The 24137-nt window shown below is 66.3% G+C and carries 20 protein-coding genes; 16 read left to right on the top strand and 4 right to left on the bottom strand.

Translation table 11 applies throughout. From position 1 onward, the window contains the following. Positions 1–45 precede the first annotated feature (45 nt). The 5 genes from ACFU5V_RS03265 to ACFU5V_RS03245 are packed head-to-tail and all read left to right on the top strand — an operon-like array spanning position 46 to position 6081. Entirely contained in the window at positions 46–1278 is a 1233-nt protein-coding gene (locus ACFU5V_RS03265) for a CaiB/BaiF CoA transferase family protein (protein ID WP_378696808.1), read from the top strand. Between the two features lie 10 nt (positions 1279–1288). Next, positions 1289–2425, top strand: a complete 1137-nt coding sequence (locus ACFU5V_RS03260) for an ABC transporter ATP-binding protein (protein ID WP_378696806.1) — start codon at positions 1289–1291, stop codon at positions 2423–2425. Positions 2426–2444: 19 nt separating this feature from the next. Further along, complete coding sequence (locus ACFU5V_RS03255; RefSeq protein ID WP_378696804.1) at positions 2445–3518, top strand: ABC transporter substrate-binding protein; 1074 nt, start codon at positions 2445–2447, stop codon at positions 3516–3518. Further along, positions 3515–5239, top strand: a complete 1725-nt coding sequence (locus tag ACFU5V_RS03250) for an ABC transporter permease (protein ID WP_378696802.1) — start codon at positions 3515–3517, stop codon at positions 5237–5239. Before ACFU5V_RS03255 ends, ACFU5V_RS03250 begins: the two co-directional genes overlap by 4 nt. Before the next feature lie 20 nt (positions 5240–5259). Beyond that, positions 5260–6081 carry an enoyl-CoA hydratase/isomerase family protein gene (locus ACFU5V_RS03245; RefSeq protein ID WP_378696800.1) on the top strand — a complete coding sequence of 274 codons (822 nt, stop codon included), beginning with the start codon at positions 5260–5262 and terminating at the stop codon, positions 6079–6081. A gap of 161 nt (positions 6082–6242) precedes the next feature. Here the strand turns inward: ACFU5V_RS03245 and ACFU5V_RS03240 are convergent, their stop codons facing one another. Further along, positions 6243–7415: an epoxide hydrolase family protein gene (locus tag ACFU5V_RS03240; RefSeq protein WP_378696798.1), complete on the bottom strand. Its 1173-nt coding sequence runs from the start codon at positions 7413–7415 to the stop codon at positions 6243–6245. A gap of 103 nt (positions 7416–7518) precedes the next feature. Between ACFU5V_RS03240 and ACFU5V_RS03235 the strand changes: the two genes are divergently transcribed. From ACFU5V_RS03235 to ACFU5V_RS03215, 5 genes are all read left to right on the top strand, one after another. After that, positions 7519–8085, top strand: coding sequence for a CGNR zinc finger domain-containing protein (locus ACFU5V_RS03235; RefSeq protein ID WP_378696796.1), 567 nt, complete (start codon positions 7519–7521; stop codon positions 8083–8085). A gap of 226 nt (positions 8086–8311) precedes the next feature. Next, the gene (locus ACFU5V_RS03230) at positions 8312–9145 is read left to right on the top strand and encodes a phytanoyl-CoA dioxygenase family protein (RefSeq protein WP_378696794.1); all 834 of its coding nucleotides are present in this window, start codon (positions 8312–8314) and stop codon (positions 9143–9145) included. Next, positions 9142–9609: a RidA family protein gene (locus ACFU5V_RS03225; RefSeq protein WP_378696792.1), complete on the top strand. Its 468-nt coding sequence runs from the start codon at positions 9142–9144 to the stop codon at positions 9607–9609. The genes ACFU5V_RS03230 and ACFU5V_RS03225 overlap by 4 nt, the downstream gene beginning before the upstream one ends. Then, on the top strand, positions 9606–10910 hold the full coding sequence (locus ACFU5V_RS03220) for an NAD(P)/FAD-dependent oxidoreductase (protein WP_378696790.1): 1305 nt from the start codon (positions 9606–9608) through the stop codon (positions 10908–10910). The genes ACFU5V_RS03225 and ACFU5V_RS03220 overlap by 4 nt, the downstream gene beginning before the upstream one ends. A 49-nt stretch (positions 10911–10959) precedes the next feature. Beyond that, entirely contained in the window at positions 10960–12261 is a 1302-nt protein-coding gene (locus ACFU5V_RS03215; protein WP_378696788.1) for a flavin monoamine oxidase family protein, read from the top strand. A gap of 55 nt (positions 12262–12316) precedes the next feature. Here ACFU5V_RS03215 and ACFU5V_RS03210 read toward each other — a convergent pair whose 3' ends face one another. Continuing rightward, positions 12317–12976: a TetR/AcrR family transcriptional regulator gene (locus tag ACFU5V_RS03210; RefSeq protein ID WP_378696786.1), complete on the bottom strand. Its 660-nt coding sequence runs from the start codon at positions 12974–12976 to the stop codon at positions 12317–12319. Between the two features lie 186 nt (positions 12977–13162). Between ACFU5V_RS03210 and ACFU5V_RS03205 the strand changes: the two genes are divergently transcribed. Then, the gene (locus ACFU5V_RS03205) at positions 13163–14581 is read left to right on the top strand and encodes an MFS transporter (RefSeq protein WP_378696784.1); all 1419 of its coding nucleotides are present in this window, start codon (positions 13163–13165) and stop codon (positions 14579–14581) included. A gap of 72 nt (positions 14582–14653) precedes the next feature. Here the strand turns inward: ACFU5V_RS03205 and ACFU5V_RS03200 are convergent, their stop codons facing one another. Beyond that, complete coding sequence (locus ACFU5V_RS03200; RefSeq protein WP_378696782.1) at positions 14654–15064, bottom strand: acyl-CoA thioesterase; 411 nt, start codon at positions 15062–15064, stop codon at positions 14654–14656. A gap of 245 nt (positions 15065–15309) precedes the next feature. Here ACFU5V_RS03200 and ACFU5V_RS03195 point away from each other — a divergent pair, with 245 nt between their 5' ends. Both ACFU5V_RS03195 and ACFU5V_RS03190 read left to right on the top strand, forming a co-directional pair. Then, entirely contained in the window at positions 15310–18723 is a 3414-nt protein-coding gene (locus tag ACFU5V_RS03195; RefSeq protein WP_378696780.1) for a protein kinase, read from the top strand. Between the two features lie 226 nt (positions 18724–18949). After that, on the top strand, positions 18950–20386 hold the full coding sequence (locus ACFU5V_RS03190; protein ID WP_378696778.1) for an amino acid permease: 1437 nt from the start codon (positions 18950–18952) through the stop codon (positions 20384–20386). 84 nt (positions 20387–20470) lie between these two features. On the opposite strand, the gene ACFU5V_RS03185 is transcribed toward ACFU5V_RS03190, so the two are convergent. After that, positions 20471–21943 carry a PucR family transcriptional regulator gene (locus ACFU5V_RS03185; protein WP_378696776.1) on the bottom strand — a complete coding sequence of 491 codons (1473 nt, stop codon included), beginning with the start codon at positions 21941–21943 and terminating at the stop codon, positions 20471–20473. 131 nt (positions 21944–22074) lie between these two features. Here ACFU5V_RS03185 and ACFU5V_RS03180 point away from each other — a divergent pair, with 131 nt between their 5' ends. The 3 genes from ACFU5V_RS03180 to ACFU5V_RS03170 all read left to right on the top strand — a co-directional run. Continuing rightward, positions 22075–23484 (top strand): NAD(P)/FAD-dependent oxidoreductase, encoded by a 1410-nt coding sequence (locus ACFU5V_RS03180; RefSeq protein WP_378696774.1) that lies wholly within the window; start codon positions 22075–22077, stop codon positions 23482–23484. A 32-nt stretch (positions 23485–23516) separates the two neighbouring features. Then, positions 23517–23864, top strand: coding sequence for a cupin domain-containing protein (locus ACFU5V_RS03175; protein ID WP_378696772.1), 348 nt, complete (start codon positions 23517–23519; stop codon positions 23862–23864). A 52-nt stretch (positions 23865–23916) separates the two neighbouring features. Next, positions 23917–24137: aldehyde dehydrogenase family protein (locus tag ACFU5V_RS03170; RefSeq protein WP_378696770.1), on the top strand; the 221-nt coding region annotated here is incomplete at its 3' end.

Below are 24137 nucleotides of genomic sequence, written 5' to 3'. Positions count from 1 at the left end.
GACATAAGGAATACCGTACCGTATTTCGGAACAGGATGCAAACTCATGACACGAACGAAGTCCGGTGCGCTGGACGGTCTCAAGGTTCTCGACATCACCCAGGTCATGGCAGGGGCCTACTGCTCACTCCTACTCGCCGACCTCGGCGCCGACGTCGTGAAGGTCGAACGCCCCGGTACCGGCGATGACACCCGCCGGATGTCCGAGTCCGCCGATATCGAGGCCTCCCATGCCTTCGTCGCGATGAACCGGAACAAGCGCGGCATCGCCGTCGATCTCAAGTCCGATGCCGGTCGGGAGGTGATCCGCCGGCTCGCCGCCGACGCCGATGTCGTCGTGGAGAACTTCCGCCCGGGTGCGATGGATCGTCTGGGCCTGGGTTACGAGCACCTCCGCGCGATCAACCCCGGGTTGATCTACTGCTCGGTCTCCGGTTTCGGGGCCACCGGCCCGTACCGCGAACTCGGCGGTTTCGACCTCGTCGCTCAGGCGATGAGCGGAATCATGAGCGTGACCGGTCACCCCGGGATGGATCCGGTGAAGGTCGGAGTGCCGATCTGCGACTTGAACGCGGGCCTGTTCGCGGCGTTCGGTGTGGTCAGCGCGTATGCCAGCCGCCTTCTCACCGGTGAGGGCCAGTACGTCGACACCTCACTCGTCGAGGCCGGTATCGCTGCGACGGTGTGGGAGTCGAACGAATGGTTCGGCGCCGGACGGGTCGCGGAACCGACCGGCTCGGCGCACCGGCTCGCGGCACCGTACGAGGCGCTCGCCACCGCGGACGGGCACATTGCGGTCGGCGCGGCCAATCAGCGGGTGTGGACGGCGTTGTGCACCGCGATCGGGCGGCCGGATCTCCTCGAGGCCGATCAGTACGCCACCAACGCCGACCGACTGCGCAACCGCATCGACCTCTCCACCACCCTGACCGATCACCTGCAGCACCGGACCACCGCGGAGTGGGTCGAACTGCTTCGCGCGCAAGGCGTTCCGTGCGGTCCGATCTACGACATCGCGGCTGTGCACCGGGATCCGCACATGATCGACCGACAGGTCACCGATACCACGACACACCCCGTGCTCGGGTCGGTGACGCACCTGACGGTGCCGATCAAGTTGTCCCGAACACCTGCCCACATCGAACGCACGGCCCCGCTGCTGGGTCAGCACACCCGCGAGGTGCTTCTGCAGCGCGGGTTCTCCGCGGAGGAGTTCGAGGCGCTGCTGACCTCGGATGCCATCGCCGAGACGATTCCGCAACCCATCGCCGCCAACTAGGGAAGACGCCATGACACATCTGGTCCTCGAGAACATCACAAAGGCATACGGTGCCAACACCGTGGTCGACGACATCAGTTTGTCGATCGACGAGGGTGAGTCGGTGGTACTGCTCGGCCCCAGCGGCTGCGGCAAGACCACGTGCCTGCGCATGATCGCGGGATTCGAACGCCCACAGTCCGGTTCGATCCGCCTCGGATCCACCACGCTGGTCGACGACAAGCTCAACGTTCCCACCGAGAAACGCAAGATGTCGGTGATGTTCCAGAGCTACGCACTGTGGCCGCACATGAAGGTGTTCGACAACATCGCCTACGGTCCGCGCACCGCCAAGGTCGCCAAACCCGAAGTCGCCCGACGCGTTCGGGAGGCACTGGAACTGGTGCAGCTCCCCCAGATCTCCGACCGCTACATCCACCAACTGTCCGGCGGTCAGCAGCAGCGCGTCGCCCTGGCTCGGGCCCTGGTCAACGAGCCCAAGGTGCTGTTGCTCGACGAACCGCTGTCGAACCTCGACACCCGCCTGCGGGAGGAGATGCGCACCGAGATCCGGCGCATTCAGCGATCGCTCGGGGTCACGATGATCTACGTCACCCACGATCAGGCCGAGGCGCTGTCTCTCGCCGACCGACTGGTCGTGATGAACACCGGCCACATCGAACAGATCGGCTCCCCGGAAATGGTGTATCGCCACCCCCGGACCGGGTATGTCGCCAAGGCATTGGGCACCACGAACATTCTCGACGCCGAGGTACTCGCGGCTGACGAGGGCGTCACCATGATCCGCCCGTTCGACGGTGTGGTGGTACCGGCCACCGTGCCCGGCGGAATGCGCGTCGCCAGCGGCGACACCGTCTCGGTATCGGTGCGACCGGCGCAGCTGTCGGTGCAGCCCAGCGAACGCGGTTCCGGCAACGCGATCGTCACCGAAGCATCCTTCTTCGGCGATCACACCGCCTATGTCGTTCGTCCCCAGGGCATCGCCGGTGGCGCAGCCCTGGTCCGGGCGACGGGATCACCGGTCGATCGGCAGGAGGTCGGCGACCTGGTCCAACTGTCCATTTCCGACACCGCCGTGGCGATCCTCACCGACAACCACCGCAGCGTAGCGTCCCCCGCACATGCCCGGCCCCTCCAGCTTTCGTAGCGACACCCGAGGAACAACGATGAACGTCAACACTCCCCGATGCCGTCGCCTCGCCGGTATCGCCGCAGCAGCAGTGCTGCTCGGCGCCGTGACCGCTTGTGGCGGCTCGATCACCCCGGTCGGCGACCAGACACCCATACCCGGAATCTCCGACGAGCTCATCGAGGCGGCACGCCAGGAAGGCGGCGTGGTCCTCGCCGCCGGCGGCCACACCCGCGACCAGCTCGACCTGCTCGAGAGCAACTTCGAGTCCCGATACGGGGTCTCGTTGACCTTCAACCGAGCCGACTCCGGAAGCACCGTCAATGCGGTGAACTCGGAACTGGCCAGCGGCAAGCTCAATGCCGACGTCGTCAGTCTCGCGGATGCGAAGGCGATGCAGACCTGGGCGAACGACGGTGTGCTCACCCCGGTCACGATCCCGAACCAGGACCTGATCACCGACGGTCTCGACACCGCGGACTCGCCGCAGGTTCCGTTCGCGGTGGTGCCGCTGGGCATCATGTACAACTCGGCGAACACCGACGAATCCGAGGTCCCGGCCACGTGGGGTGACTTCGCCGGCAGCGACCAGATCGCTGTCACCGCCGATCCCCGTGCGTCGGGCTCGGCGCTCGCCTTCTACACCGTCATGTCGGAGGAGCTCGGCCAGGATTGGGCGGCCCAGTTCGGAGCCCGACGACCGATCGTCACCGAGAGCACCTTGGGGCTGAACCAACTGGTCCTCACCGGTGAAGCCGACCTCGGGCTCCCCGCACTCGAGTCGACCGTGCTGACCTCGGCGAACGAGGGCGAGCCGCTCTCGATCGCCTACCCGGACGGTCCGGTACCCGCGACGACCCTCACCGTCGCCGCGCTGGCGGGTGCCCCGCATCCGAAGGCCGCCGAACTGCTCCTGCGATACCAACTCAGTGACGAATTCCAGAAGGCACTCGGCGACAACGGCACCCGGGGAGTCCTCGAGGGCCTACCGGCCCCGGTCGGCGCACCCGAACTCGCCCCCGATCGCATCCGCACGGTGCTGGCGGACGACCTGATCGTGCGCGGCGACACCGTTCGCGCCGAGTTCGCAGCGAAGGTGGCGGACCAATGACCGCCGTTGCCGACCGGCCGGCGGCCGCCGCACCCACTCCGGCGGTCAAGCGCCGACCGCACCGCGACCGCAACCGCTTCGAACGGATCGCCCGACTCGTGTGGGCACTGGTCATGGTGGTCCTCGTTGCGTATCCGGTCACTCGGATCATCTCGCAGAGCCTGTCCTCGGAAGACGGCACGTCTCTGTTCGCGAATTACTCGATCCTGTTCGAGGACGACCGGATCGCGGTCGCAATCCTCCATTCGCTGTGGATTGCCGTCGGCACGATGATCGGCGCCCTGTCGATCGCACTGCCGATGTCGTGGCTGCTGGTCCGCAGCGATCTTCCCGGACGGCGAGTGTTCCGTAGCGTCGCGGTGCTGACCTTCGCGGCACCCAGCTTCATCGCCGCTCTGGGCTGGGTACTGCTGCTGGGACCACGAAACGGTCTGCTCAACACAGGAATCCAGAATCTGTTCGGGCTCGAAGAACCCCCGTTCAACATCTTCGGTCCGTGGGGGATCATCTTCGTCCTGTCGCTGTTCCTGTATCCGCTGATTCTGATGCCGGTCTCGGCCGCGCTGGAAGGGATCGACCCCTCGCTCGAGCATGCCGCCTCGACCCTGGGTGCGAGCCGATTCAAGGTGCTGCGCACGGTCACGTTTCCGATCGTGCTACCCGCTGTCGTCGCAGGCTCCATCCTGACCTTCGTCACCTCGGTGGTGGTGTTCGGTCCCGTCGCCGTGCTCGGCGGGCCCGCAGGGTTCGACACCGTTCCGACGGTCTTGCTGCAGATGCTCAAATTCCCGCCCCGGATCGAGCTCGCCGCCGTCATCGCCGTGCCCATCATCGTGATGCTCGCCGGACTGCTGTTCATCCAGCACAAGATTCTCGGCTCTCGTAAATTCGTCGTGATCGGCGGGAAGCCGGGCCAGCAGGCACCCACGAGGCTGGGGGTCTGGAAACTGCCGGCGTTCGGGTTCGCGACGCTGGTTCTGCTGCTGAGCCTGGTGCTGCCCTTCGGGATCCTGGTGCTCACCAGCTTCCGTCGCGCGGTGGGCAGGCCGATGGGGATGGACAACTTCACCTGGACCGAGAACTACGTTCGGGTGTTCTCCCAACCGGGAATCGTGGCGGCGTTCGTCAACAGCATCGTCCTCGCCCTCGCCGCGACCCTCGCGGCCATGGTCGTGGCCATTCTCGCCTCGTGGCTCAAGCAACGCACCACCTCGAAGACCAACGCCGGAATACCGGCGGCCATGGCCTCCCCGCTGGCGTTCCCCGGGGCGATCTTTGCCATCGGGATCATCATCGCCTACGCCGGGCGGCCCTTCGCACTCGGCGGAACCCTGGCCATCCTGGCGATCGCCTACATCGCGCACGCCCTGCCCCTGACGTTCTCCTATGTCGACGCCGGCATGGGACAGATCGGCGCCGAGATGGAAGAGGCCTCACGGTCGCTGGGCGCCGGCTGGTTCCGCACCTGCTGGCGGGTAACCATCCCCCTGCTCAAACCGTCACTGCTGGCCGCCGGCCTGCTGAACGTCGTCATCCTCCTGCGAGAACTGGAAATGTCGGTGTTCCTGTTCACCGGCTCGAACCCCACCATCGCCACCGTGCTGTACGGACTCGCGAACGACTCGCTGTACCAACAGGTCGGCGCCGTCGCCGTCGTGGTCCTGGCGATCAACCTGGTCATCGCCCTGACCGCAGTGAAATTGATGAACACCAACAAATAACCATCGACCGGAAGGCCGTCATGACCCTGAACACCGACACCACCGCACCCCAGCGCTCCAGCACCGACCGCCGTACCGCACCGCACGCGAGACTGCACAAGGACGGACCGCACGTCGCGGTGATCACCATGGACAGTCCCCCCGCCAACGTCCTGGTCAAGGAGTTGCGCGCCGACCTGCACTCCATCTTCGACGAACTCGACAACGACCACGACGTGCGCTGTGTCGTCATCGCCAGCACCCAGAAAACCTTCACCGCCGGCGGGGACCTGCGCGAAGACCAGTCACTCACCGACGCAGACGTGCGCACTTACATCGAGGAGTTCTTCGCCGTACTGGACCGGATCGAACGGTTCCGCGCCCCGGTCATCGCCGCGATCAACGGCGGCTCCATCGGCGGCGGCCTCGAATTCGTTCTCGCCTGCGACATCCGCATCGCCTCCGAGGACGCCTTCTTCGTCGCCGCGGGCGTCAATGTCGGTCTGATAGTGAGCTTCTGGCGACTGCCCCGCATCGTCGGACTCGGTGCCGCCAAGGAGATCCTGCTGACCGGCGCCCGCTACGACGCGCAGCAGGCACTGAACTGGGGGCTGGTCAGCGAAGTCCACTCCGCCGCGGATCTGCTGCCTGCCGCCCTGACGAAGGCGCACCGCATCGCCAGCCGGGCCCCACTGTCGGTCGAGGCAACCAAAACCTCCGCCGGCGAAGCTCTCGACCTGACCGCACAGCAGGGCGACGAATTGCAGATCGAACGGTTCATCCAGATGTTCCGCACCCGCGACCATCAGGAAGCACTCGACGCCTTCTTCGGTCGCCGTGAAGGGAACTACGAGCGGCGATAACCCCTTCCCCACTCCCACTCCCCACGCCGCGGTGACCTCGCCGCGTAGGGAGATCGTGCGCCGCACCCATCCCGGAAGACGGGGTGGGTGCAGCACGCCGGCGCCGCCGCTCCCACAGATATCCATCCCGGACCTATCCCAAACTCCAGCACCCGCCGCGCTCACCTATTGGCGGCCAGCACTGCCGCGAGGCCTTCTTGGAGGTCCTTGACGAAGTATTCGGGAACTTCCAGCGACGGGAAGTGTCCCCCGGTTTCGGGCGACCTCCATCGGACGATGTGTCGGTACCGCTCCTGCGCCCAGGGGCGCGGACACTTCTCGATGTCGCGGGGATACATGGTGATTGCCGACGGGACGTCGACCCGGAGGTCGGGATCGAGCGAGTTGTGGCTTTCGTAGTAGATGCGGGCCGCCGATGCGCCGGTCCGCGTGAGCCAGTACAGGGTGACGTCGTCGAGAATTCGGTCTCTGGACATCGTCTCGAACGGGCTGTCTTCGGTGTCCGACCACTCGGCGAATTTGTCGAGGATCCAGGCGAGAAGCCCGACCGGTGAGTCGACGAGCGAATAACCGATGGTCTGCGGGCGGGTTGCCTGCTGTTTCGCGTAGGCCGCGCGGTGGTGCCAGAAATCGCGAGTTTCCTCGGTCCATGTGCGCTCGACCGCCGTCAGCCCGTCCGTCGTCAACCCGGGTGGTGCCTCCGCGAACAAGGTGTGGATGCCGAGAACGTGCGCCGGGAACCTGCCGCCGAGGACCGTGGTGATGTTGCCTCCCCAGTCGCCGCCGTGGGCCGCGAACGTGCCGTAGCCGAGCCGGCCCATCAGTTCCACCCATGCGGCCGCGATCTTTTCGGTTCCCCAGCCGGTGGTGGCCGGCTTGTCGCTGTAGCCGAAACCCGGTAGCGACGGGGCGACGACGTGGAACGCCGGCGCGTCTGCATCTTTCGGGTCGGCCAGCTCGTCCACTACATCCACGAACTCGGCAATGCTGCCGGGCCAGCCGTGCGTCAGGATCAGCGGAGTGGCATCGGCGCGCGCGGATCGGCGGTGCAGGAAGTGGATTCCCAGATCGTCGATGGTCGTGCGGAACTGGCCGATCCGGTCGAGGCGCTCCTCGAACGACCGCCAGTCGTACCCGGTGCGCCAGTAGTCCACGACCTCGACGAGGTCAGCGAGAGGAACTCCCTGCTCCCATCGGCGAGGGCCGGGCGCGGCGCGATAGACCGTCTCTGCTTCCGGTAGTCGCGCCGCGGCCAGCCTTGCGCGCAGATCGTCGAGGTCGGCGTCGGGTGCGTGGGCTTCGAATGCGTGGACGTCGCTGGTGAGGCGGGCCATGAGACCTCCTGGTGACCGTGGAACCGGCTAGGAACTAGTGCGAACCGTCTAAGCCGGTTCTAGCACGCGTTCGTGCCGGCATGCAACCAGCTAAGGTGGTTCCATGCGTGCCGAGTTCCCCGACTTCCGCCTCGGTAGCGTGCTGGCGACCAGCTTCACTGCGACTCTGACGGAGCGTCGCGGCGACGCCGTGGAGCGCATTCCCACGCCGCAGCGACTCGTCGACTGGCTGGCAGTGAACGGCCTCGCCGTCGACTCCTGCACCACCGCCCAGCTCGACCTCGCCCGGGAACTGCGAGAGGCGATTCACGCCGCCGCGACAGCGGCCGCGATACACGAACCCCTCCCCGCATCCGCTGTCCACATCATCAATGACCGCAGCACTCAGGGTCGGGCCGCGGCCATCCTGACGCCCGAGCGCAGTCGTCGGTGGCAGCTCAGCTCGGCGTCCTGCGTGGAAGATGCCCTCGGCGTCATCGCCGCCGACGCGATCAGCATCATCGCGGGCGAACGGGACGGAAAATTGGCGCTGTGCGCATCGCCGACCTGCCAGGCCGCGTTCTTCGACACCAGCCAAAGTCGCACCCGCAAATGGTGTGACATGAACACGTGCGGGAATCGTCAGAAGAAGGCGCGCTTCCAGGCCAACCAACGCAAGAACCGCAGATGATGGCAACCAACCCTGATTGATGTGCAATGCACTGCCCGACAGCATCATTCGGGCAGACCTCCATCGCCGTGACTGACGGCCGACGATTGCCACGTTACTCCGGTCACCACATTCAGACAACAAGCGTTGTGGAAATTTTCCTTATTTTCACAACAACCGTTGTGCAAATACTTCCCATCCCCTACCGTGACGCTCGTCACCACATCAACCACGGGTTGGAGAAATCATGATCGACGAGGCAACCAAGCAGCAGTTCCGCGAAGACGGAGCGACCCTGATCAAGAACTGGCTGAACCCCCAGCAGATGGACGAGCTCCACGAGGCATTTCTGTGGAACGTCGCCAACCCCGGTCCACACGTGTTCAACCGGCTCGACGGCACCGAGTTGCAGACGCACATCGACAATGCGAACCCCCACGCCAAGGACAAGTTCGACCAGCTGGTGGCTCAGATGCCCTTCGCCGACCTGTATGCCGAACTCTGGGGTTCCGAGCACGTCTGGTACTACGCCGAAGAGGTGTTCCTCAAGGACGGCGGCGCCAGCGGTCGCGGTCCCTGGCACCAGGACACCTCCGTGATGCCCCTGGCGGGCGAGCACTGGGGCAACGCCTGGATCAGCTTTCAAGATCTACCCAAGAAGAACTCCCTGGAGATCATTCGCGCCAGCCACCGCGGAGTCAGGTACGACGGCGCGAGCTTCTCGAATGCCGACGACCCGACCGACCCGGCATTCGGCGACGGCACGCTCCCCCGCCTGCCACACATCGATCGCGACCTCGCCCAGGACCCCAATTCTTGGGATGTCATGTCGTGGACGGTCGAACCAGGCGACATCGTCGCATTGCACCCCTCATCGCTGCACGGCGGCGCGGGGGTCGATCAGGAGACCCCGACGCGACACACCCTCGTCCTCCGATTCTTCGGTGACGACGCAACATTCCGTGTTCTGCCCGAATCGAACCCGCACTACGCCCGCAACGGGGCGCTGTTCAAGGAGGAGATGGCCAAGCTCGAGGACGGCGACCCGTTCCGCTCGCCGATCTTCCGCCAGCTCCGATGACCACCCCACGAGCAGAGGACGACACGAAGACCATGAAGCGCGAAGCCATCAATCTCGACACCACCCTCGCCAGTTACGAGCGGCTGCATTTTTCGCAGGCGACCCGGGCCGGAAACCTCATCTGGGTGTCCGGGCAAGTAGGTCTCGACCGTGCCACCGGAGAGATTCCCGAAGATCCGCAGGCTCAGGCACGACTGGCGTTCGAAGGCGTCAAACAGGTTCTGGAAGAGGCGGGTTCATCTCTGGACGACATCGTCGAGTTGACGACCTTCCACACCGATCTGCACGGGGACGGCCCCGGCTTCGGAGCGGTGAAGGATCAGTACATCGGCGAACCGTACCCTTCGTGGACCGGAGTCGGCGTCAGCCAGCTCGCCCGGCCGGAGTTCGTCGTCGAGATCCGCGTCGTCGCCGTCGCGGCCCGGCAGCAGCACGAATCGGGCAGAACGCACGGAACCCGATGAAGACTCTCACATCGCCGATGCAGTACTCCCCGAGCACGGGCTGGGCCGACCGTCCCACGCATCTCGAGGCGCCCGTTCAGGGCGAGCACCTTTGTGACGTCGCCGTGGTCGGTGGTGGCATGGGCGGGATGATCACGGCGCTGCGACTGGCCGAGCACGGTCGTGACGTCGCCCTACTGGAATCCGACCTCTGCGGCTGGGGCGCGAGCGCGCGCAACGCGGGCTACCTGTCGAACGCCGTGGGAAGCGACCCACGCATCCTCGCGAAGTACTACGGGGATCGTTTCCGTGGCTTGGTGCGCTTCGCCGACTCTGCGGTTCACTTCACCGAAGATCTGATGGGCCACCATTCGATCGACTGCGACTACGAGCAAACCGGCATTCTCGCTTCTGCCGTGACACCGTCCCAGTTCGAGGCGGTGAAAGCAGGCGCCCGGATACTCATCGACGCCGGCATGGACTCGGAGATCGTCGACGGCCGTGACATGGGCGTTCCGGACGCCTTCCTGGGCGGCATCTACGCGCGCGTCGGTGGGATCATGAATCCGGGCACGTTCGCTCTCGATATCCGCGACGCCGTCCTGGCATCGAATGTCAAGACGTTCGAACAGAGTCGGGTCCTCGACGTCACGGACACGGGCAACTCGGTCACGCTCGACACGCCCGGTGGCCGCGTCCACGCCGAGAAGGTGGTGCTGACGAACAACGCTCACGCGAACGAACTGTCCATCACCCCGCGATGGCTCTCCACCCCCGTGCGGGTGACCGCCATCGAGACCGGGCAGGTGGCACCGAGCCTTCTCGATGCGGCCGGTTGGACGAGCCGCACCCCGATGGTGACCAGGCACATGGTGATGGAGAGCTATCGAACCACAGCCCGCGGCACGATTGTCGTCACCACCCGGAAGCTCCAGACATCGCGTGGAACGATCGACGACCGCCAGCCCGATCAAGCGATCGTCGCCGACCTGGAACGGGCATTCCGCACACGCTTTCCCACATTGCACGACGTTCAGCCGGCGAAGGCGTGGGCCGGATGGATCGGCATGACTCCATCGGTCTTGCCGGTCGCCGGATACGCGTCTCCTCGCGTCGTCTACAACAGCGCGTGCAACGGCCACGGATTGGCTCAAGCACCGTATCTCGGAAGTCTTGTGGCAGATTACATCTGCGGCAAGGGCATGCACGACGACCTGAGGGCCGTGTGGCGGGCGAAGCCGAAGTTCGCGCCCGGACTGGTCAACTCACAGACAATCAAGCTGGCGTGGCTGGCGGACCGGTTCACCGACCGTCGCGGCTGAGTCCGCTCATCCCGTCACCACCCGGTGCCCGAACCCCGAGAGGTTTCTCATGAAGGACATTTTCGACGTTGCAGTAATCGGTGCCGGCTTTGCCGGTGTGACCGCGGCCAGGGATCTCAGTCTCGGGGGCCACTCGGTCGTGTTGCTCGAGGCGCGCGACAGGATCGGCGGCCGAACGTTTCTCGGTGATGCGTTCGGCCGGTCGGTGGAATTCGGCGGCACCTATGTGCACTGGACTCAGGCGCACGTCTGGCACGAACTCGGACGCTACGGCCTCGGTCTGGCCACACCCGTGGAACTCGCGAAGATCTACTGGCTCGCAGACGGAGTCGTGCACTCGGGAACCTTAGCCGAGTACGCCGGCGTCGCCGACCCGCTGACTGCCCGTTGCCTGTCGGATTCGCGGGAGTGGTTTCCGCAACCGAGCGATATTGCCGCCGCAGATACCGGTGTGATCGAGAAGCAGACACTGGCCGACCGAATCGACTCGTTGAACCTGTCCACCCATGATCGCGATGTGCTCGCGGGCGCGATGTCGTCGCTGGTCCACTCCGAGAGCGAACAGGGCATTGCGCAGTTCCTGTTCTGGGCTTCGATCAATTGCGGCCATTGGGACGCATTCAAGGAAGCGGCCGGCCACTGGCCGATCGTGGGCGGGACCAAACGGCTGCTCGACGCGATCAACGGTGAGTCGACGGCCGAGCTGCGCCTGTCCACTCCGGTGACGGCGATCGAAGATGCCGAATGGGGGGCCGTGCTCACCACACGTGCGGGCGACACCCTTCGCGCGCGGTACGTGGTCTCCGCGGTCCCGCTCAACACGCTCGGCGATGTGACCATCACCCCTGCGCTCACGGCGCAGGCCCGCACGCTTGTCGAGGAGAAGCACCCGATGAAGACCGTCAAGATCTGGGCGCGGGTCAGGGGTGAGATCGAAGCCTTCGCCGCCCTCGCCCCGGCCGGGCAGCATCCGATCAACACCGCCCGGGTGGAGTACCGGCACGACGGTGACACGCTGGTCGTGTGTTTCTGCTCCGACTCCTCGGCCATCGACGGCGGGGATCGCGAAGCGGTGCAACGCGCGCTCCGCCTGTTCGTCCCCGACATCGAGGTGGTCGACATCGCCCGTCACGACTGGGTGGCCGACGAGTTCTCCCAGGGCACGTGGGTTCACCACCGGCCGGGGAACCTCACTCACGCGGTGCCGCGGATGCGAGAACCCCACGGCCACATCCACTTCGCCGGCGGCGACATCGCCGAGGTCGGCATCGGCGGCATCGACGGCGCCATCGAGACCGGCACCAGGGCAGCCCGCGAGATCGCACGAGCACTGGCCGACGCGCCCCGTTGATCGGCGCGGTTTCCGTCTGGTGCGGGCCGGTCACCGCACCAGACGGGGCATCCGGCTAGCGCCGCGTGCCAGGAACCGGAGAAATCAAGGCGATGGCCGCGGCGACGAGCTCCTTGACCCGGCTCGGGGTGAACCTCCCCGGTTCGAGAGGGAACAGCAGCGCCCAGCCATCGCCCATGGCGCTCAACTGGTCGGCGAGCAGGTCCGCGGGAATGTCGTCCCGCACGGTGCCCCGCGCTTGCCCGGCGGCGAGGATCGAGGTGTACACGTCGCGGAACTGCGCGTAGCGCTGCTTGTAGACCGCAGCGAGCTTCGGGTCGTGCCGTGCGTGTGCGAGCAGTTCCGACATCACCGGCCAGAACTCCGGGTCACCGGTGGTCAGCCGTAGCCAGCGTTCGAAGAGCGATTCGATGGCGGTGGCTGCCCGGATGTCCCTGATCATCGCGTCGTAGCGGTCGAACCGACTCTCGATCAACGCAACGATCAGTTCTTCCTTGTTCGCGAAGTAGTACGTCACCGCCCCGGTGGTGTACCCCGCACGTTGGGCCACCTTGCGCAGCGATGCGTTGGCGTAGCCCTCCTGTGCGATCACCGATGTCGCCGCCTTCAGCAACTCCGCACGCTTTGCCTCGGGGTCTCCCGGTGGGCGGCCCCGCCGCGAAGGCAACTCGGTTTCGCCGTTACCACTCGCATGTCCGATCTGCTTCTTCAGCACACTTCGATTGTGTCACAGATTTTACAGAACATCCGTTGTGCAAAAACCCATCCGAGGATACAGTGATCCGTGTCACTCTGACGTGACGGCCTCGAACCGAGTCGATCGGATACAACGCTTCCCGCGCTACGAGGCACAAGTGTCACCTCCTCCTTCTCCTGGTCCGCAAGGACGAAATGCCGTCGCATGAAAGGCAGAACAATGGATCTGTTGGATTCTGCGGACAAGAATGTCCGAACAAGGAAATCTGGGGACGTGCCTGCCCGGCTCGACCGCCTGCCGGTCATGGCGCCGCACATCGTCTGGATTGCGATACTGGCCGTCAATCTGGCGCTCGAGTACTACGACAACGCACTGTTCGCCTACACGATGCCGGCGATCGCGGACAGCACCGGCCTGAGCCTGGGCCAGCTCGGCACGGTCAGCAGCGCCTTCTTCGTCGGGATGGTGGCGGGCGCAGTGGCCGGCGGGTGGCTGTCCGATCGATTCGGCCGGCGGCAGGTCCTCGTGTGGTCCACGGTCCTCTATTCGCTCGGGGCGCTCGCGACCGCGTTCGCACCGAACTTCGAGGCAATGATCCTCGCGCGCTTCGTTACCGGGGTCGGCGTGCAGGCGGCGACATCGGTCCTGCTGGTGTACGTCGCCGAAATGTTCCCGAGCAAGACACGCGGCCGGTTCGTATCGATCCTGACCACGGGATTCGTGATCGTCGCCCCGCTTGTCGCGTTACTCGCCCTGGTCACCATCCCGGGCGGCGGACCCGACACCTGGCGGCATCTGTTCATCATCGGCAGTGTCGGATTGCTGATCGCTCCCCTGGCGCGTCTGGTCCTGCCGGAATCGGTCCGCTGGTACATCTCGCGCGGCCAGATCGACAAGGCCGAACAGATCGTCGAGAAGCTCGAGGCCCGCGCCCGCCGCCGCGGACCGCTCAGTGACCCGCCGGTGGTCGTCGGCTCCGACACCGAGCAGCAGTCACTCCGCCAGATCCTCGGGAACCGGAGGGTGCTCCGTGTCATCACCGTCGTATCCCTGGGCTACTTCGGCGCCACCCTGGGCTATTACCTGTTCGGCAATTGGGCGCTCTACGCGCTCATCAACGGTCTCGGATACTCCGAAACCCATGCGTACGAAGTCCAGTTGATCTGGAACGTTGTCTACTGCGTCACCCCCCTGGTCGCACTCCTGGTGATGGACAAGGTGGAACGCAAAATCCTGATCCTCGTCACCTCCCTCGTCAGCGCACTTCCGTTCGCGTTGCTGGGCATATCGACCAGCAGCTGGGTCGTCACTGCAGCGGGCGGCGCCGCAGCGATCACGACCGGACTCGTGCTCACCGTGTTCTACGCCTACATCCCCGAGGCGATTCCCACGGGGGCGCGCGGCATCGGCAGCGGGATCATCATCGGCGTCGGACGGTTCGGCGGCGCCGTCTCGGGCGTCCTGGGTGCGGCACTCTACGGCGGATGGGGTCTCGGCGGCGTGATGATCGCGGCCGCGGGCTGTTACATCGCGTTCTCGCTCGTCGTCGCCGCATGGGGACCCCGTACCACCAACCGTTCGCTCGAAGGCGTTGCCGCCGAGGAGCTCAGCACGAACAAGTAGCGACGCATGACCGCGGCGGAGTGTCACGTGCGACTCCGCCGCGTCGTCGATTCGACGCGGAACCGATCGGGTTCACGGCCGAGCGCCCGCCACCTCGAGGACGGACTTCTCCTCCTCGGTCAACGCCCGGCTCTCCGACCGTTCCATATTCCACGCGACGATCACGCTCACCGCGTCCAGCACCACGGCACCGGCGGGCGTGGTGACCCGTTCACGAAGCCGGATACTGGACGTTCCGACGAGGTCGACCACGAACGAGCAGAGCAACTTCCGGTCGTCCAGGACGGCCGGCGAGCGGAAGTCCAACTCCAGATGGGCGACGACGTACGCCCAGTCGGCCGGCAGGTGCGCCACGCTGTCGAGCCAGCGACCACGCCCCTGGTCGGCGATCGCGACAAGCGCCATGTGCGAGACGTGCCGATACGCGTCGATGTCCGTCCATCGGAGCTCGACCTCCACCGCACCTTCCGGCGTGTGCCCCATCTGACGTCCTCCTCGTGTGATCGTGGGCCACCCGAGTCGATCGGCGATCAGACCGCCAGGCGACGGGATCACTGTAGCCACAAGCCGGAATTTAAAACAACGATTGTGATGTAAATAGAATGTGGCCCGCCGCGAGCGGTACCCCTGGTGTCGGTGTGGGGATACTCTGGGATCACTGTCCGCCTGCGACGGGATGACTCGTGCCGGCCGGCGGTGTGGTGACGCAGACCGGGATGGGATGTGCGATGGTCGAATTCGATCCGCTTGCCACCCAGCGTGACGACGCCGGGGACATCACGGCAGAGCTGGAGGCCGCCGGATTCACCGGCCTCGAAGAAATCGGCCGCGGAGGGTTCGGCGTCGTCTACCGATGCCGTCAACAGCATTTGGACCGCACGGTGGCGGTCAAGGTACTCGCCGCGGACCCGGCGCCAGAGGATCTGGAGCGGTTCCTGCGCGAGCAGCGGGCGATGGGCCGGCTGTCCGGACATCCCCACATCGTCACCGTTCTGGAGGTGGGCACCACCGCGGCGGGCCGCCCGTACCTCCTGATGCCGTATCACCGGTACGGCGCGCTCGACGCCACGATTCGCCGCACCGGCCCCCTGAGCTGGGCCGATACGCTGAATATGGGGATCGCGTTGGCCGGGGCGCTCGAGGCTGCCCACCAGGCCGGGGTCGTGCACCGCGACGTGAAACCGGCGAACGTCCTGCTGACCGAATACGGCGACGCACAGTTGGCCGATTTCGGGATCGCCCGAATTCCGGGCGGCTTCGAGACCGGTACCGGTGTGATCACCGGTTCGCCCGCGTTCACCGCCCCCGAGGTCCTCGCCGGGCAGAGCCCCACCCCGGCATCGGACGTCTACAGCCTGGGCGCGACCCTGTTCTGCGCGCTGACCGGGCATGCCGCGTTCGAACGCCGCAGCGGCGAACAGCTCGTCGCCCAGTTCGTGCGGATCACCACCGAGCCGGTGCCGGACTTGCGGGACCCGGCCATTCCCGATGCGGTGACGGCGGCCATCGGACACGCCATGGCCGCCGAACCCACGGCGCGGCCACGCACGGCGGCGGAGTTCGAGGTCGAGCTGCGCGACGCTCGGACCCGGGCCGGAGCGCTCGCCGACGTGCCCGCGGTCGCGCCGGAATCGGGGCCCGTGCCGACCGAGACACCCGCCGGCACGCAACGGACCCGGCGTGCGCCGCCGACTCCGGCGACGAAGTTCCGGCCACCCACCGCACCGAAGGCCCTGGTGCGCCGGGCACGGCTGCTCGAGACCTTGCGCGCCGCGAGGCGGCGGCGGCTGGTGCTCATCCATGCGCCCGCCGGATACGGCAAGTCCACCCTCGCGGCCCAGTGGCGTGAGGCGCTCGTCGAGGGAGGCACGGTGGTGGCGTGGCTCTCCGTCGACAACGACGACAACAACCTGGTGTGGTTTCTCGCGCATCTGATCGAGGCGATCCGGCGTGTGCAGCCCACTCTGGGTCACGATCTCGGTCAGGTGCTCGAGGACCGCGGCGACGACGCCGACCGCTACGTGCTGACCTCACTGGTCGACGAGGTGCACGATCGGGGGCTGCCGGTGGCGGTGGTGATCGACGACTGGCACCGGGTCACCGAGTCCGCGACCGTCGCCGCCCTGGGCTACCTGCTCGACAACGGCTGCCACCACCTCCAGCTCATCGTCACCAGCCGAACCCGATCCGGACTGCCGCTCGGTCGAATGAAGGTTCGTGACGAACTGGTCGAGGTCACGGCCGCGGACCTGCGGTTCGATCTCGACGAATCCACCCGATTTCTCGTGGACGTGAACGGACTCGCGCTGGCAGACTCCGAGCTCGCGGCGCTGACCCGCTCCACCGACGGATGGGTCGCCGCTCTGCAACTCGCGTCCCTGTCACTCCGCGGCACATCCGGAGCGCGCGATCTGATCGCGCACCTGTCCGGCCGACATCACGCCATCGGCGAGTTCCTGGCCGAGAACGTGCTGAATGCACTCGAACCCGAACTGCTCGACTTCCTGATGGCCACTTCGGTTCCGGAACGAATCTGCGGCGAGCTCGCGGGAACCCTTGCGGACACGACCCGCGGGCAGGCGCTGCTCGAGGAGGTCGAGGAGCGGGATCTGTTCCTGCGCAGCCTCGACGACGACGGCGACTGGTTCCGCTATCACCACCTGTTCGCCGAGTTTCTCCGACGCAGACTCGAACGCGACGCACCCGAGCGGCTCGCCGGGTTGCACCGGAAAGCGTCGGACTGGTTCGCCGGCCACGGCGCGCTCGGCGAGTCGGTCGATCATGCACTGGCCGCCGGCGATGACGGCCGTGCCGTGGACCTGATCGAGTCGCACGCGATGAGCTTGATCGAAAGTTCGAAGATGGGGACGGTCCTCGCGCTGGTCGCAAAACTGCCCGCATCGCTCGCCCGGAACCGGGCCCGGGTCCAGTTGATCGTGGCATGGGCCAACGTCCTGCTGCACCGGCTCGAGCCGATGCAGGTAGCCCTGGCACGGGTCGAGGCCGCCCTCGGCGAGCACCCTCCGGCCGAGGCGCAGGCGATCGATCTGCGGGTGGAGGCAGCAGTCATCGCCGACGTCGGTCGATGCCACGCCGACGTGATCGACGGGACCGTCGAGCAGGTCCGCGAATGCCTCGAAAGGCCGGACACCCTACCGCCTTTCGTCGTTGCCGCCGCGGCCGACGTCTCCTCGTTCGCGGACATCTGCAGCTTCGAGTTCGCCGCCGCCCGCCGCCGACAGGACTGGGCGCGGCGCTACCACGAGCAGACTCGCGGACCGCACTTCGGAATGATCGGACACTGTTTCGCCGGCATCGCCTCCAACGAACTTCTCGACGTCACCGCCGCCGAGAGCCACTTCCGGGCGGCTTGGAACCTCGCCGTCGCCTCTGTCGGAATCCACTCGTATGCGGCGCAGCTGTCCGGCGCACTGCTCGGTGACCTGGTGTATCAGCAGGGCAGGGTCGGCGAGGCCGAGCATCTGCTGGATGCGAGTTACCGCCTCGGCGCCGAGGGCGGAGTCGTCGATTTCATGCTCGCCAGTTACGGCACCGGCGCCCGGATCAAGGCCCTGCGCGGTGACATGCCCGCCGCCGCGCAGCGGTTGGACGAGGGCGCCGACACCGCCCGGAAGCTGCGACTGCCGCGGCTCGCCGCACGCATCGACAACGAGCGGGTTCGCTGCGGATGGGAACCGGGCACCGAATTCCGCACTCGCACCGAGCGATCGACGGCACAACGCCAGCCCGCCGACCTCAGCACACGAACGACCGAACTCGACGAAGACTCCCAGATCCGGCTGCTCCTGACCGCACACGCCTACGACCAAGCCTGTGCCCGTGCGGAAGCGGTGGTCCGGGCACTGGATCCAGCGCGGCGACCCCTGGCCCTCCTCGAGGCCCGGATGCTGCTCGCCCAGTGCCTGGCGGCCGCGGGAAGGGCCACGGACGCAAAACAGGTTCTCATCCCCGTTACCGCCGACTGCGCCGAATACGGACTGCCCCGCCTGGTGGCCGACGGCGGCGAATCCGTCACCGACCTCCTCACCGACATCGCCGACGATCAACGCCGCGGCCGCTGGCAGCCCGACTGGCCGTCCATCCCGGAGACCTTCCTTGCCCGGACGCGCCCGGACGAGTGAGTTGGTTACCCGGCGAGCACGACCATGCTGATGGTCGTGTCGCCGCCAACACCTGGTCAGATACATCCTCGGCTCGAGCGTTCATCAGTTTGTATGAACCGGCACCCCCACCGTTAGCGCGTTTGCGCATGGTGAACGGACGCACGGACAAGCAGAGTGATTGCCGTCACACGCTCGATGCCGCCCGCGATTGCGGCGGGCACGCACACCTGATGAAGGGAATGCCATGGGTACGACTCCGGACGGAGGCCATCAACTCAAGCCCGGCCTCAAACAGCGGCACCTGACCATGCTCTCGCTCGGTGGTGTCATCGGTGCGGGGTTGTTCGTCGGCTCGAGCGCAATCATCAACCAGGCCGGGCCGCTCGCGTTCATCACGTACGGCATCACGGGACTGATCGTGCTGCTGGTGATGCGGATGCTCGGCGAAATGGCCGCTGCCAAACCGTGTTCCGGTTCGTTCACCGACTACGCGCGGATGGCGTGGGGCGAATGGGCAGGGTTCTCGACGGGATGGCTCTACTGGTACTTCTGGGTCATCGTCGTCGGGTTCGAGGCCGTCGTCGGCGGTCAGATGATCAACAAATGGATCCCGTCGATACCGGTGTGGGCCATCGCCCTCACCCTGATGGTGATCATGACCGCGGTCAACTTGCTCTCGGTCGGTGCCTTCGGTGAAGCGGAATACTGGTTCGCGAGCATCAAAGTCGTCGCCATCGTCGCCTTCATCGCCGTCGCCGCCCTCTTCGTGTTCGGGCTCTGGCCCGGCGCACGCATCGACTTCGGCAACCTCACCGACCACGGCGGGCTCCTCCCCAACGGCCTCGCCACCCTGTTCGTCGGCGTGGTGGTAGTCATCTTCTCCATGACCGGAGTCGAGGTCGTCACGATCGCGGCCGCCGAATCGGCGGAGCCGGCGAAATCGATCCGCAAGGCCGTCAATTCGGTGGTGTTCCGCATCCTCGCCTTCTTCGTCATCTCGACATTCCTGATCGCCGTGATCGTGCCGTGGGACTCGGTCGTTCCCGGGGAATCGCCGTTCGTCGCCGCCCTGGACCGGATCGGCATTCCCGGTACGGCGGACCTGCTCAACCTCGTCATCCTGGTTGCGGTGCTCTCGGTCCTGAACTCCGGTCTCTACACGTCCTCGCGGCTGCTGTTCGTCATGGGCGGACGCGGCGACGCTCCGGCGTGGATGACCTCGACCAACAAGCGGGGTGTCCCGGTGAAGGGAATCCTCTCGTGCACGGTGGTCGGCTACGGATGTGTGGTACTCGCGGCCGTGTTCCCCGACACGGTGTTCCTGTTCCTGATCAACGCCTCCGGTGCGGTGTTCCTGTTCGTGTACTTCATGATCTGCATCTCCGAACTCCGGCTGCGTCGCCGGTGGGAGAAGGAGAACCCGGGTGGCCTCGAGTTCCGGATGTGGCTGTACCCGGGCCTGCCGATCCTGGTCACCGTCGCGATCGTTGCGGTGCTGGTCAGCATGGGCCTGCGCGATGCCAACCGGATCGAGCTGATGCAGGGCGTCGCCGTGTGGGTGGTGCTGACGGTCATCTACCTGGTGAAGAGGAGGGCCCGCACCGCCCGCGGATCGCATGACCTCGATACCGCCCGCTCGGCCGATATCGAGACTCCACCCTCCCCTGTCCATCCCACCTAGCGAATCACCCCACCGGGAAACACATCGACGGCGCCATGCCGTCGATGTGTTTCTCTTCGTCCGGCCGACGGGATCGCATTCCGGTCACTCGAGAAGGTCGTCGAGCGAGAGCTTGGCACGTTCGGCCCCGGACAGCGTGAGCCAGAGCATCGCCGACCCCTCGGTGGAGGTGGGTTTGAGACCGGTGAGTTGCTCGACACGACGCAGCCGGTAGACGAGGGTCTGCCTGTGAATGTTCAGTTCGTCGGCGCTCTTCTGCCAGGCGCCGTCGTTACGGAGGAACACCCGCACCGAGTCCAGCAGATTTCCTTCGTTGTCCTTGTCGTGGACGATGAGTGGGCCGAGGACCCGCCGCACGAGGGTGCGGGTGTCCTCGATGCTGCGGGGGAGGAAACCGACGTCGTCCCGGTCGTCCCCGTAGACGTTGACCGTCTGTCCCTGCTCGTGCGCGCGGGCCACCGCGAGCTGAGCCTGCCGTGCCGCTTCGGCGACACTGGAATTCGCGGTCAAGGCGGTGCTGACACCGACTGCGCAGTCCGGGCCGAGTTTTGCACTGATCGTGGCGAGCAACTCGAGGTCGCGCGGCACCAGCCCCATCAGCATCGCCCCGGACGGCAGCAGCAGCGGCGCATACTGCTGCAGGCACACCTGTCGGTGAATCGACTCATGATGCAGCACAGCACTTTCCCCGGGGCTCCAACATGCGATCGCCGTGGCATTGGGCATACCCCGGTGTCGCAGTTCGGGCCACACCGCGGCGAGCGTGACCGTGTCGTCGAGCAATCCGACCAGCAGGTCCTGCCCGGAGGCGCGGAGTCGGTCTCGCTCGGCGGCGTGGTGCTCGAGTTCGAGTGCGATCAACCCGCCGACATGCTGGAGAAGCGGCCGGTCGTTGACCGGATTGCGGCCGGCGCGCGCGGTCAGCACGACGTCCCCGGCGCCCGGGATGGGAATGTTCACGCTCTCGGGCGTCGGGTCCTGATCGACGGTGTGCTGGTGCAGGGCCAGGCGTCCGCTGACCACGACCTCTCCCCCGGCGTCGTGGTCCCGCACTTCGAGCGCCCACCCGGTGGTGCCTTCGAGCGTGGAGATCCGGTCGCCGAAGCTGCCACGGGCGTGGAGGGACTGCCAGTACACGTCGTAGAGGCGGGTGATGGTTGCCAGACGCTGACGTTCGGATTCGACGGCGCTTTCGATGACGGTCCGCGCCAACGTCACGAACTGCAGGTCGAAACTGGCGGACAGCACCGGGAACCCCCGCTCACGCGCGACGTCCAGCAGCGCGGGCGCGACTTCCGGGGTGCCGGGCCCTCGTGCGATCACCAGGGCGCTGACCTGGCTGTCGATCAGGTGCGCCATCCACTCGGACTGCTCCGGGGGATTGTCGGGCAGCCCGCCGCCGGTGGTCATGACCAGGTCGCCGCTTTCGAACCACAGCCACGGATCGGGAAGGTCGCACGCGTGCGCCCAGGTCACCAGACGCGTACCGCCGCTCTCGCCGGCGAGATACCGCAGCCCGAGCGACGGGATCGCGACCAGTTGATCGACGGAAATCACCGCCCTCACCTCCTCATACAAACGTACAGCGCGCCGGGTCGAAGTCTGTGAATCCGGAGTATGTCGGGGCTCACACGCTGACACGACACTGGAGTCCGACGCACGAAACGAATGAGGGCTGGAGGCTCTAGATGGTAGTCAGTAACACCCAACCCGGGCGCGACGTGTCAGGTGCCGCACACGGTACACCCCTGTGGCGCGAGGATCGAGAGTTCTCCGCCCGACGGCCCGCGTTGCCGGGGAACGTCACCGCCGATGTCGCCATCGTCGGTGCCGGCTTCACCGGACTGTGGGCGGCCTACTACCTGCTGCAGGCGGACCCGTCACTGAAAGTTGTACTGCTCGAACGTGAATTCGCCGGATTCGGGGCCTCCGGCCGCAACGGCGGGTGGGCGTCGTCGATCTTCCCGGTCTCCCTCGCCCGCGTCGAACAGCTGTATTCGCACCGCGCCGCCCTGGATCTGCAGGCCGCGATGAACGACACCGTCTCCGAGATCGGTCGGGTCGTCGACGCCGAGGGCATCGACTGCGAATACGCCCGCGACGGGTTCGTCTCCCTCGCGCGGAGCGAGGCGCAGTGGGCGCGGGCGAAGGCGACCGTGGCCGGTGCCGCGAAGTTCGGCACCCGAGGACAGTGGAAACTGCTCGATTCCGCTGCGGCGCAGGAGAAGATCAACGCCACCGACGTCCTCGGCGGCATCTACACCGAGCACTGCGCGCTGTTGCACCCGGACAAGCTCGTGCGAGGACTCGCCGGCTGGGTCGAGGAACACGGCGGAGTCATCTACGAAGACACCGCGGTCGACGAGATCGGCAAGGGCATCGTCTGGACCGAACACGGATCGGTCACCGCCTCCGTCGTCATTCGCGCCACCGAGGCGTTCACCCCCGAATTTCCGGCGTACCGGCGCAACGTGGCACCGCTGTACTCGCTCGTCGTCGCCACCGCGCCTCTGCCCGAGGGCCTTCGCGAGGATCTGGGTCTCGACGGACGCACCGCGTTCAACGACATGCGCAACCTCCGGATCTACGCGCACCCGACCAGCGACGGCCGCCTGCTGTTCGGCGGGCGGGGGGCGCCGTACCACTTCGGGTCCAAGGTCGACTCGTCCTTCGACGTCGACGAGAAGATCCACGGACAGATCATCGACACGATGCACGAATTCTTCCCGGCCCTGCGGGACGTACCGATCACACACCGGTGGGGCGGTCCCCTCGGTGTTCCCCGCGACTGGTTCCCGTCGGTCGGCTACGACCAGAACAACAAGACGGCCTGGGCCGGACCGTACGTCGGCGACGGCGTCGCGACCAGCAACCTCGCCGGCCGCATCCTGCGCAACCTCATCCTCGACAGGCGCGACGACCTGAATTCGCTCCCGGTCGTCAACCATCGCTCGCCGAAGTGGGAGGTGGAGCCGTTCCGATGGTTCGGGGTGAACGCGGGCCTGCGCGCCGCCGCGACCGCCGACCTCGAAGAGCGCGTGACCGGCAAACCGTCGAAAGTCTCCGCGCTGCTCGAAAAGCTGACCGGCGCCCACTGACCGTCAACCACACACCGTTCGGAGAAATCACCATGGCATCACTGATCCACCTGCCCGCCGGCACAGTTCAGGGCGAGCTGACCCCCGCCGGGCAGCGCCCCGGCGCAGACAGCGGCGACCCACAACTCGGCACGCTGCCCCTCGACGGCGGCACCGACGCCCAGATCGGGATCTGGGAATGCCGGCCGGGTGGCTGGCCCGTGATCGACCGGCCCAACACCGAAACCTGCTACATCATCTCCGGTAGGGCGACTTTGACCGACGACGACACCGGCACCAAGGTCGACATCTCGGCAGGCGATTTCGTCGTCCTGCCCCCGGGCTGGTCGGGACGCTGGGACGTCACCGACACCCTGCGCAAGGCCTACGCCATCTTCTGACGCACTCACCGCATCCCACTTCGCACTCCGCCACTCCTTCGAAAGGATTCACGTGGTCGCCACGATCTCCCATTGGTTCGACAACAAGACCTTCCCCGGCACCAGCGGCAACACCGCCCCCGTCACCAACCCGGCCACCGGCGCCGTCACCGGGCAGGTCGCCCTCGCCAGCGTCGAAGACGCCCGCGCCGTCATCGACTCGGCCGCCGCCGCGTTCCCCGCCTGGCGTGATACTTCGCTGGCCAAGCGGACGCAGATCATCTTCAAGTTCCG

Origin of the sequence: Rhodococcus sp. NPDC057529 (genome assembly GCF_042802055.1) — a bacterium.
Classification (GTDB): Bacteria; Actinomycetota; Actinomycetes; order Mycobacteriales; family Mycobacteriaceae; genus Rhodococcus_F.
This window is presented reverse-complemented; position numbering and strand designations above follow the sequence as displayed.

Excerpts from the sequence above, each read along its gene's own strand:
- ACFU5V_RS03235 (WP_378696796.1), top strand. The coding sequence starts at position 7,519 with ATGCGTGCCGAGTTCCCCGACTTCCGCCTCGGTAGCGTGCTGGCGACC.
- ACFU5V_RS03225 (WP_378696792.1), top strand. The coding sequence starts at position 9,142 with ATGACCACCCCACGAGCAGAGGACGACACGAAGACCATGAAGCGCGAA.
- ACFU5V_RS03195 (WP_378696780.1), top strand. The coding sequence starts at position 15,310 with ATGGTCGAATTCGATCCGCTTGCCACCCAGCGTGACGACGCCGGGGAC.
- ACFU5V_RS03205 (WP_378696784.1), top strand. The coding sequence starts at position 13,163 with ATGAAAGGCAGAACAATGGATCTGTTGGATTCTGCGGACAAGAATGTC.
- ACFU5V_RS03245 (WP_378696800.1), top strand. The coding sequence starts at position 5,260 with ATGACCCTGAACACCGACACCACCGCACCCCAGCGCTCCAGCACCGAC.
- ACFU5V_RS03180 (WP_378696774.1), top strand. The coding sequence starts at position 22,075 with ATGGTAGTCAGTAACACCCAACCCGGGCGCGACGTGTCAGGTGCCGCA.
- ACFU5V_RS03265 (WP_378696808.1), top strand. The coding sequence starts at position 46 with ATGACACGAACGAAGTCCGGTGCGCTGGACGGTCTCAAGGTTCTCGAC.
- ACFU5V_RS03240 (WP_378696798.1), bottom strand. The coding sequence starts at position 7,415 with ATGGCCCGCCTCACCAGCGACGTCCACGCATTCGAAGCCCACGCACCC.
- ACFU5V_RS03220 (WP_378696790.1), top strand. The coding sequence starts at position 9,606 with ATGAAGACTCTCACATCGCCGATGCAGTACTCCCCGAGCACGGGCTGG.
- ACFU5V_RS03250 (WP_378696802.1), top strand. The coding sequence starts at position 3,515 with ATGACCGCCGTTGCCGACCGGCCGGCGGCCGCCGCACCCACTCCGGCG.
- ACFU5V_RS03215 (WP_378696788.1), top strand. The coding sequence starts at position 10,960 with ATGAAGGACATTTTCGACGTTGCAGTAATCGGTGCCGGCTTTGCCGGT.
- ACFU5V_RS03230 (WP_378696794.1), top strand. The coding sequence starts at position 8,312 with ATGATCGACGAGGCAACCAAGCAGCAGTTCCGCGAAGACGGAGCGACC.
- ACFU5V_RS03200 (WP_378696782.1), bottom strand. The coding sequence starts at position 15,064 with ATGGGGCACACGCCGGAAGGTGCGGTGGAGGTCGAGCTCCGATGGACG.
- ACFU5V_RS03175 (WP_378696772.1), top strand. The coding sequence starts at position 23,517 with ATGGCATCACTGATCCACCTGCCCGCCGGCACAGTTCAGGGCGAGCTG.
- ACFU5V_RS03260 (WP_378696806.1), top strand. The coding sequence starts at position 1,289 with ATGACACATCTGGTCCTCGAGAACATCACAAAGGCATACGGTGCCAAC.
- ACFU5V_RS03190 (WP_378696778.1), top strand. The coding sequence starts at position 18,950 with ATGGGTACGACTCCGGACGGAGGCCATCAACTCAAGCCCGGCCTCAAA.
- ACFU5V_RS03255 (WP_378696804.1), top strand. The coding sequence starts at position 2,445 with ATGAACGTCAACACTCCCCGATGCCGTCGCCTCGCCGGTATCGCCGCA.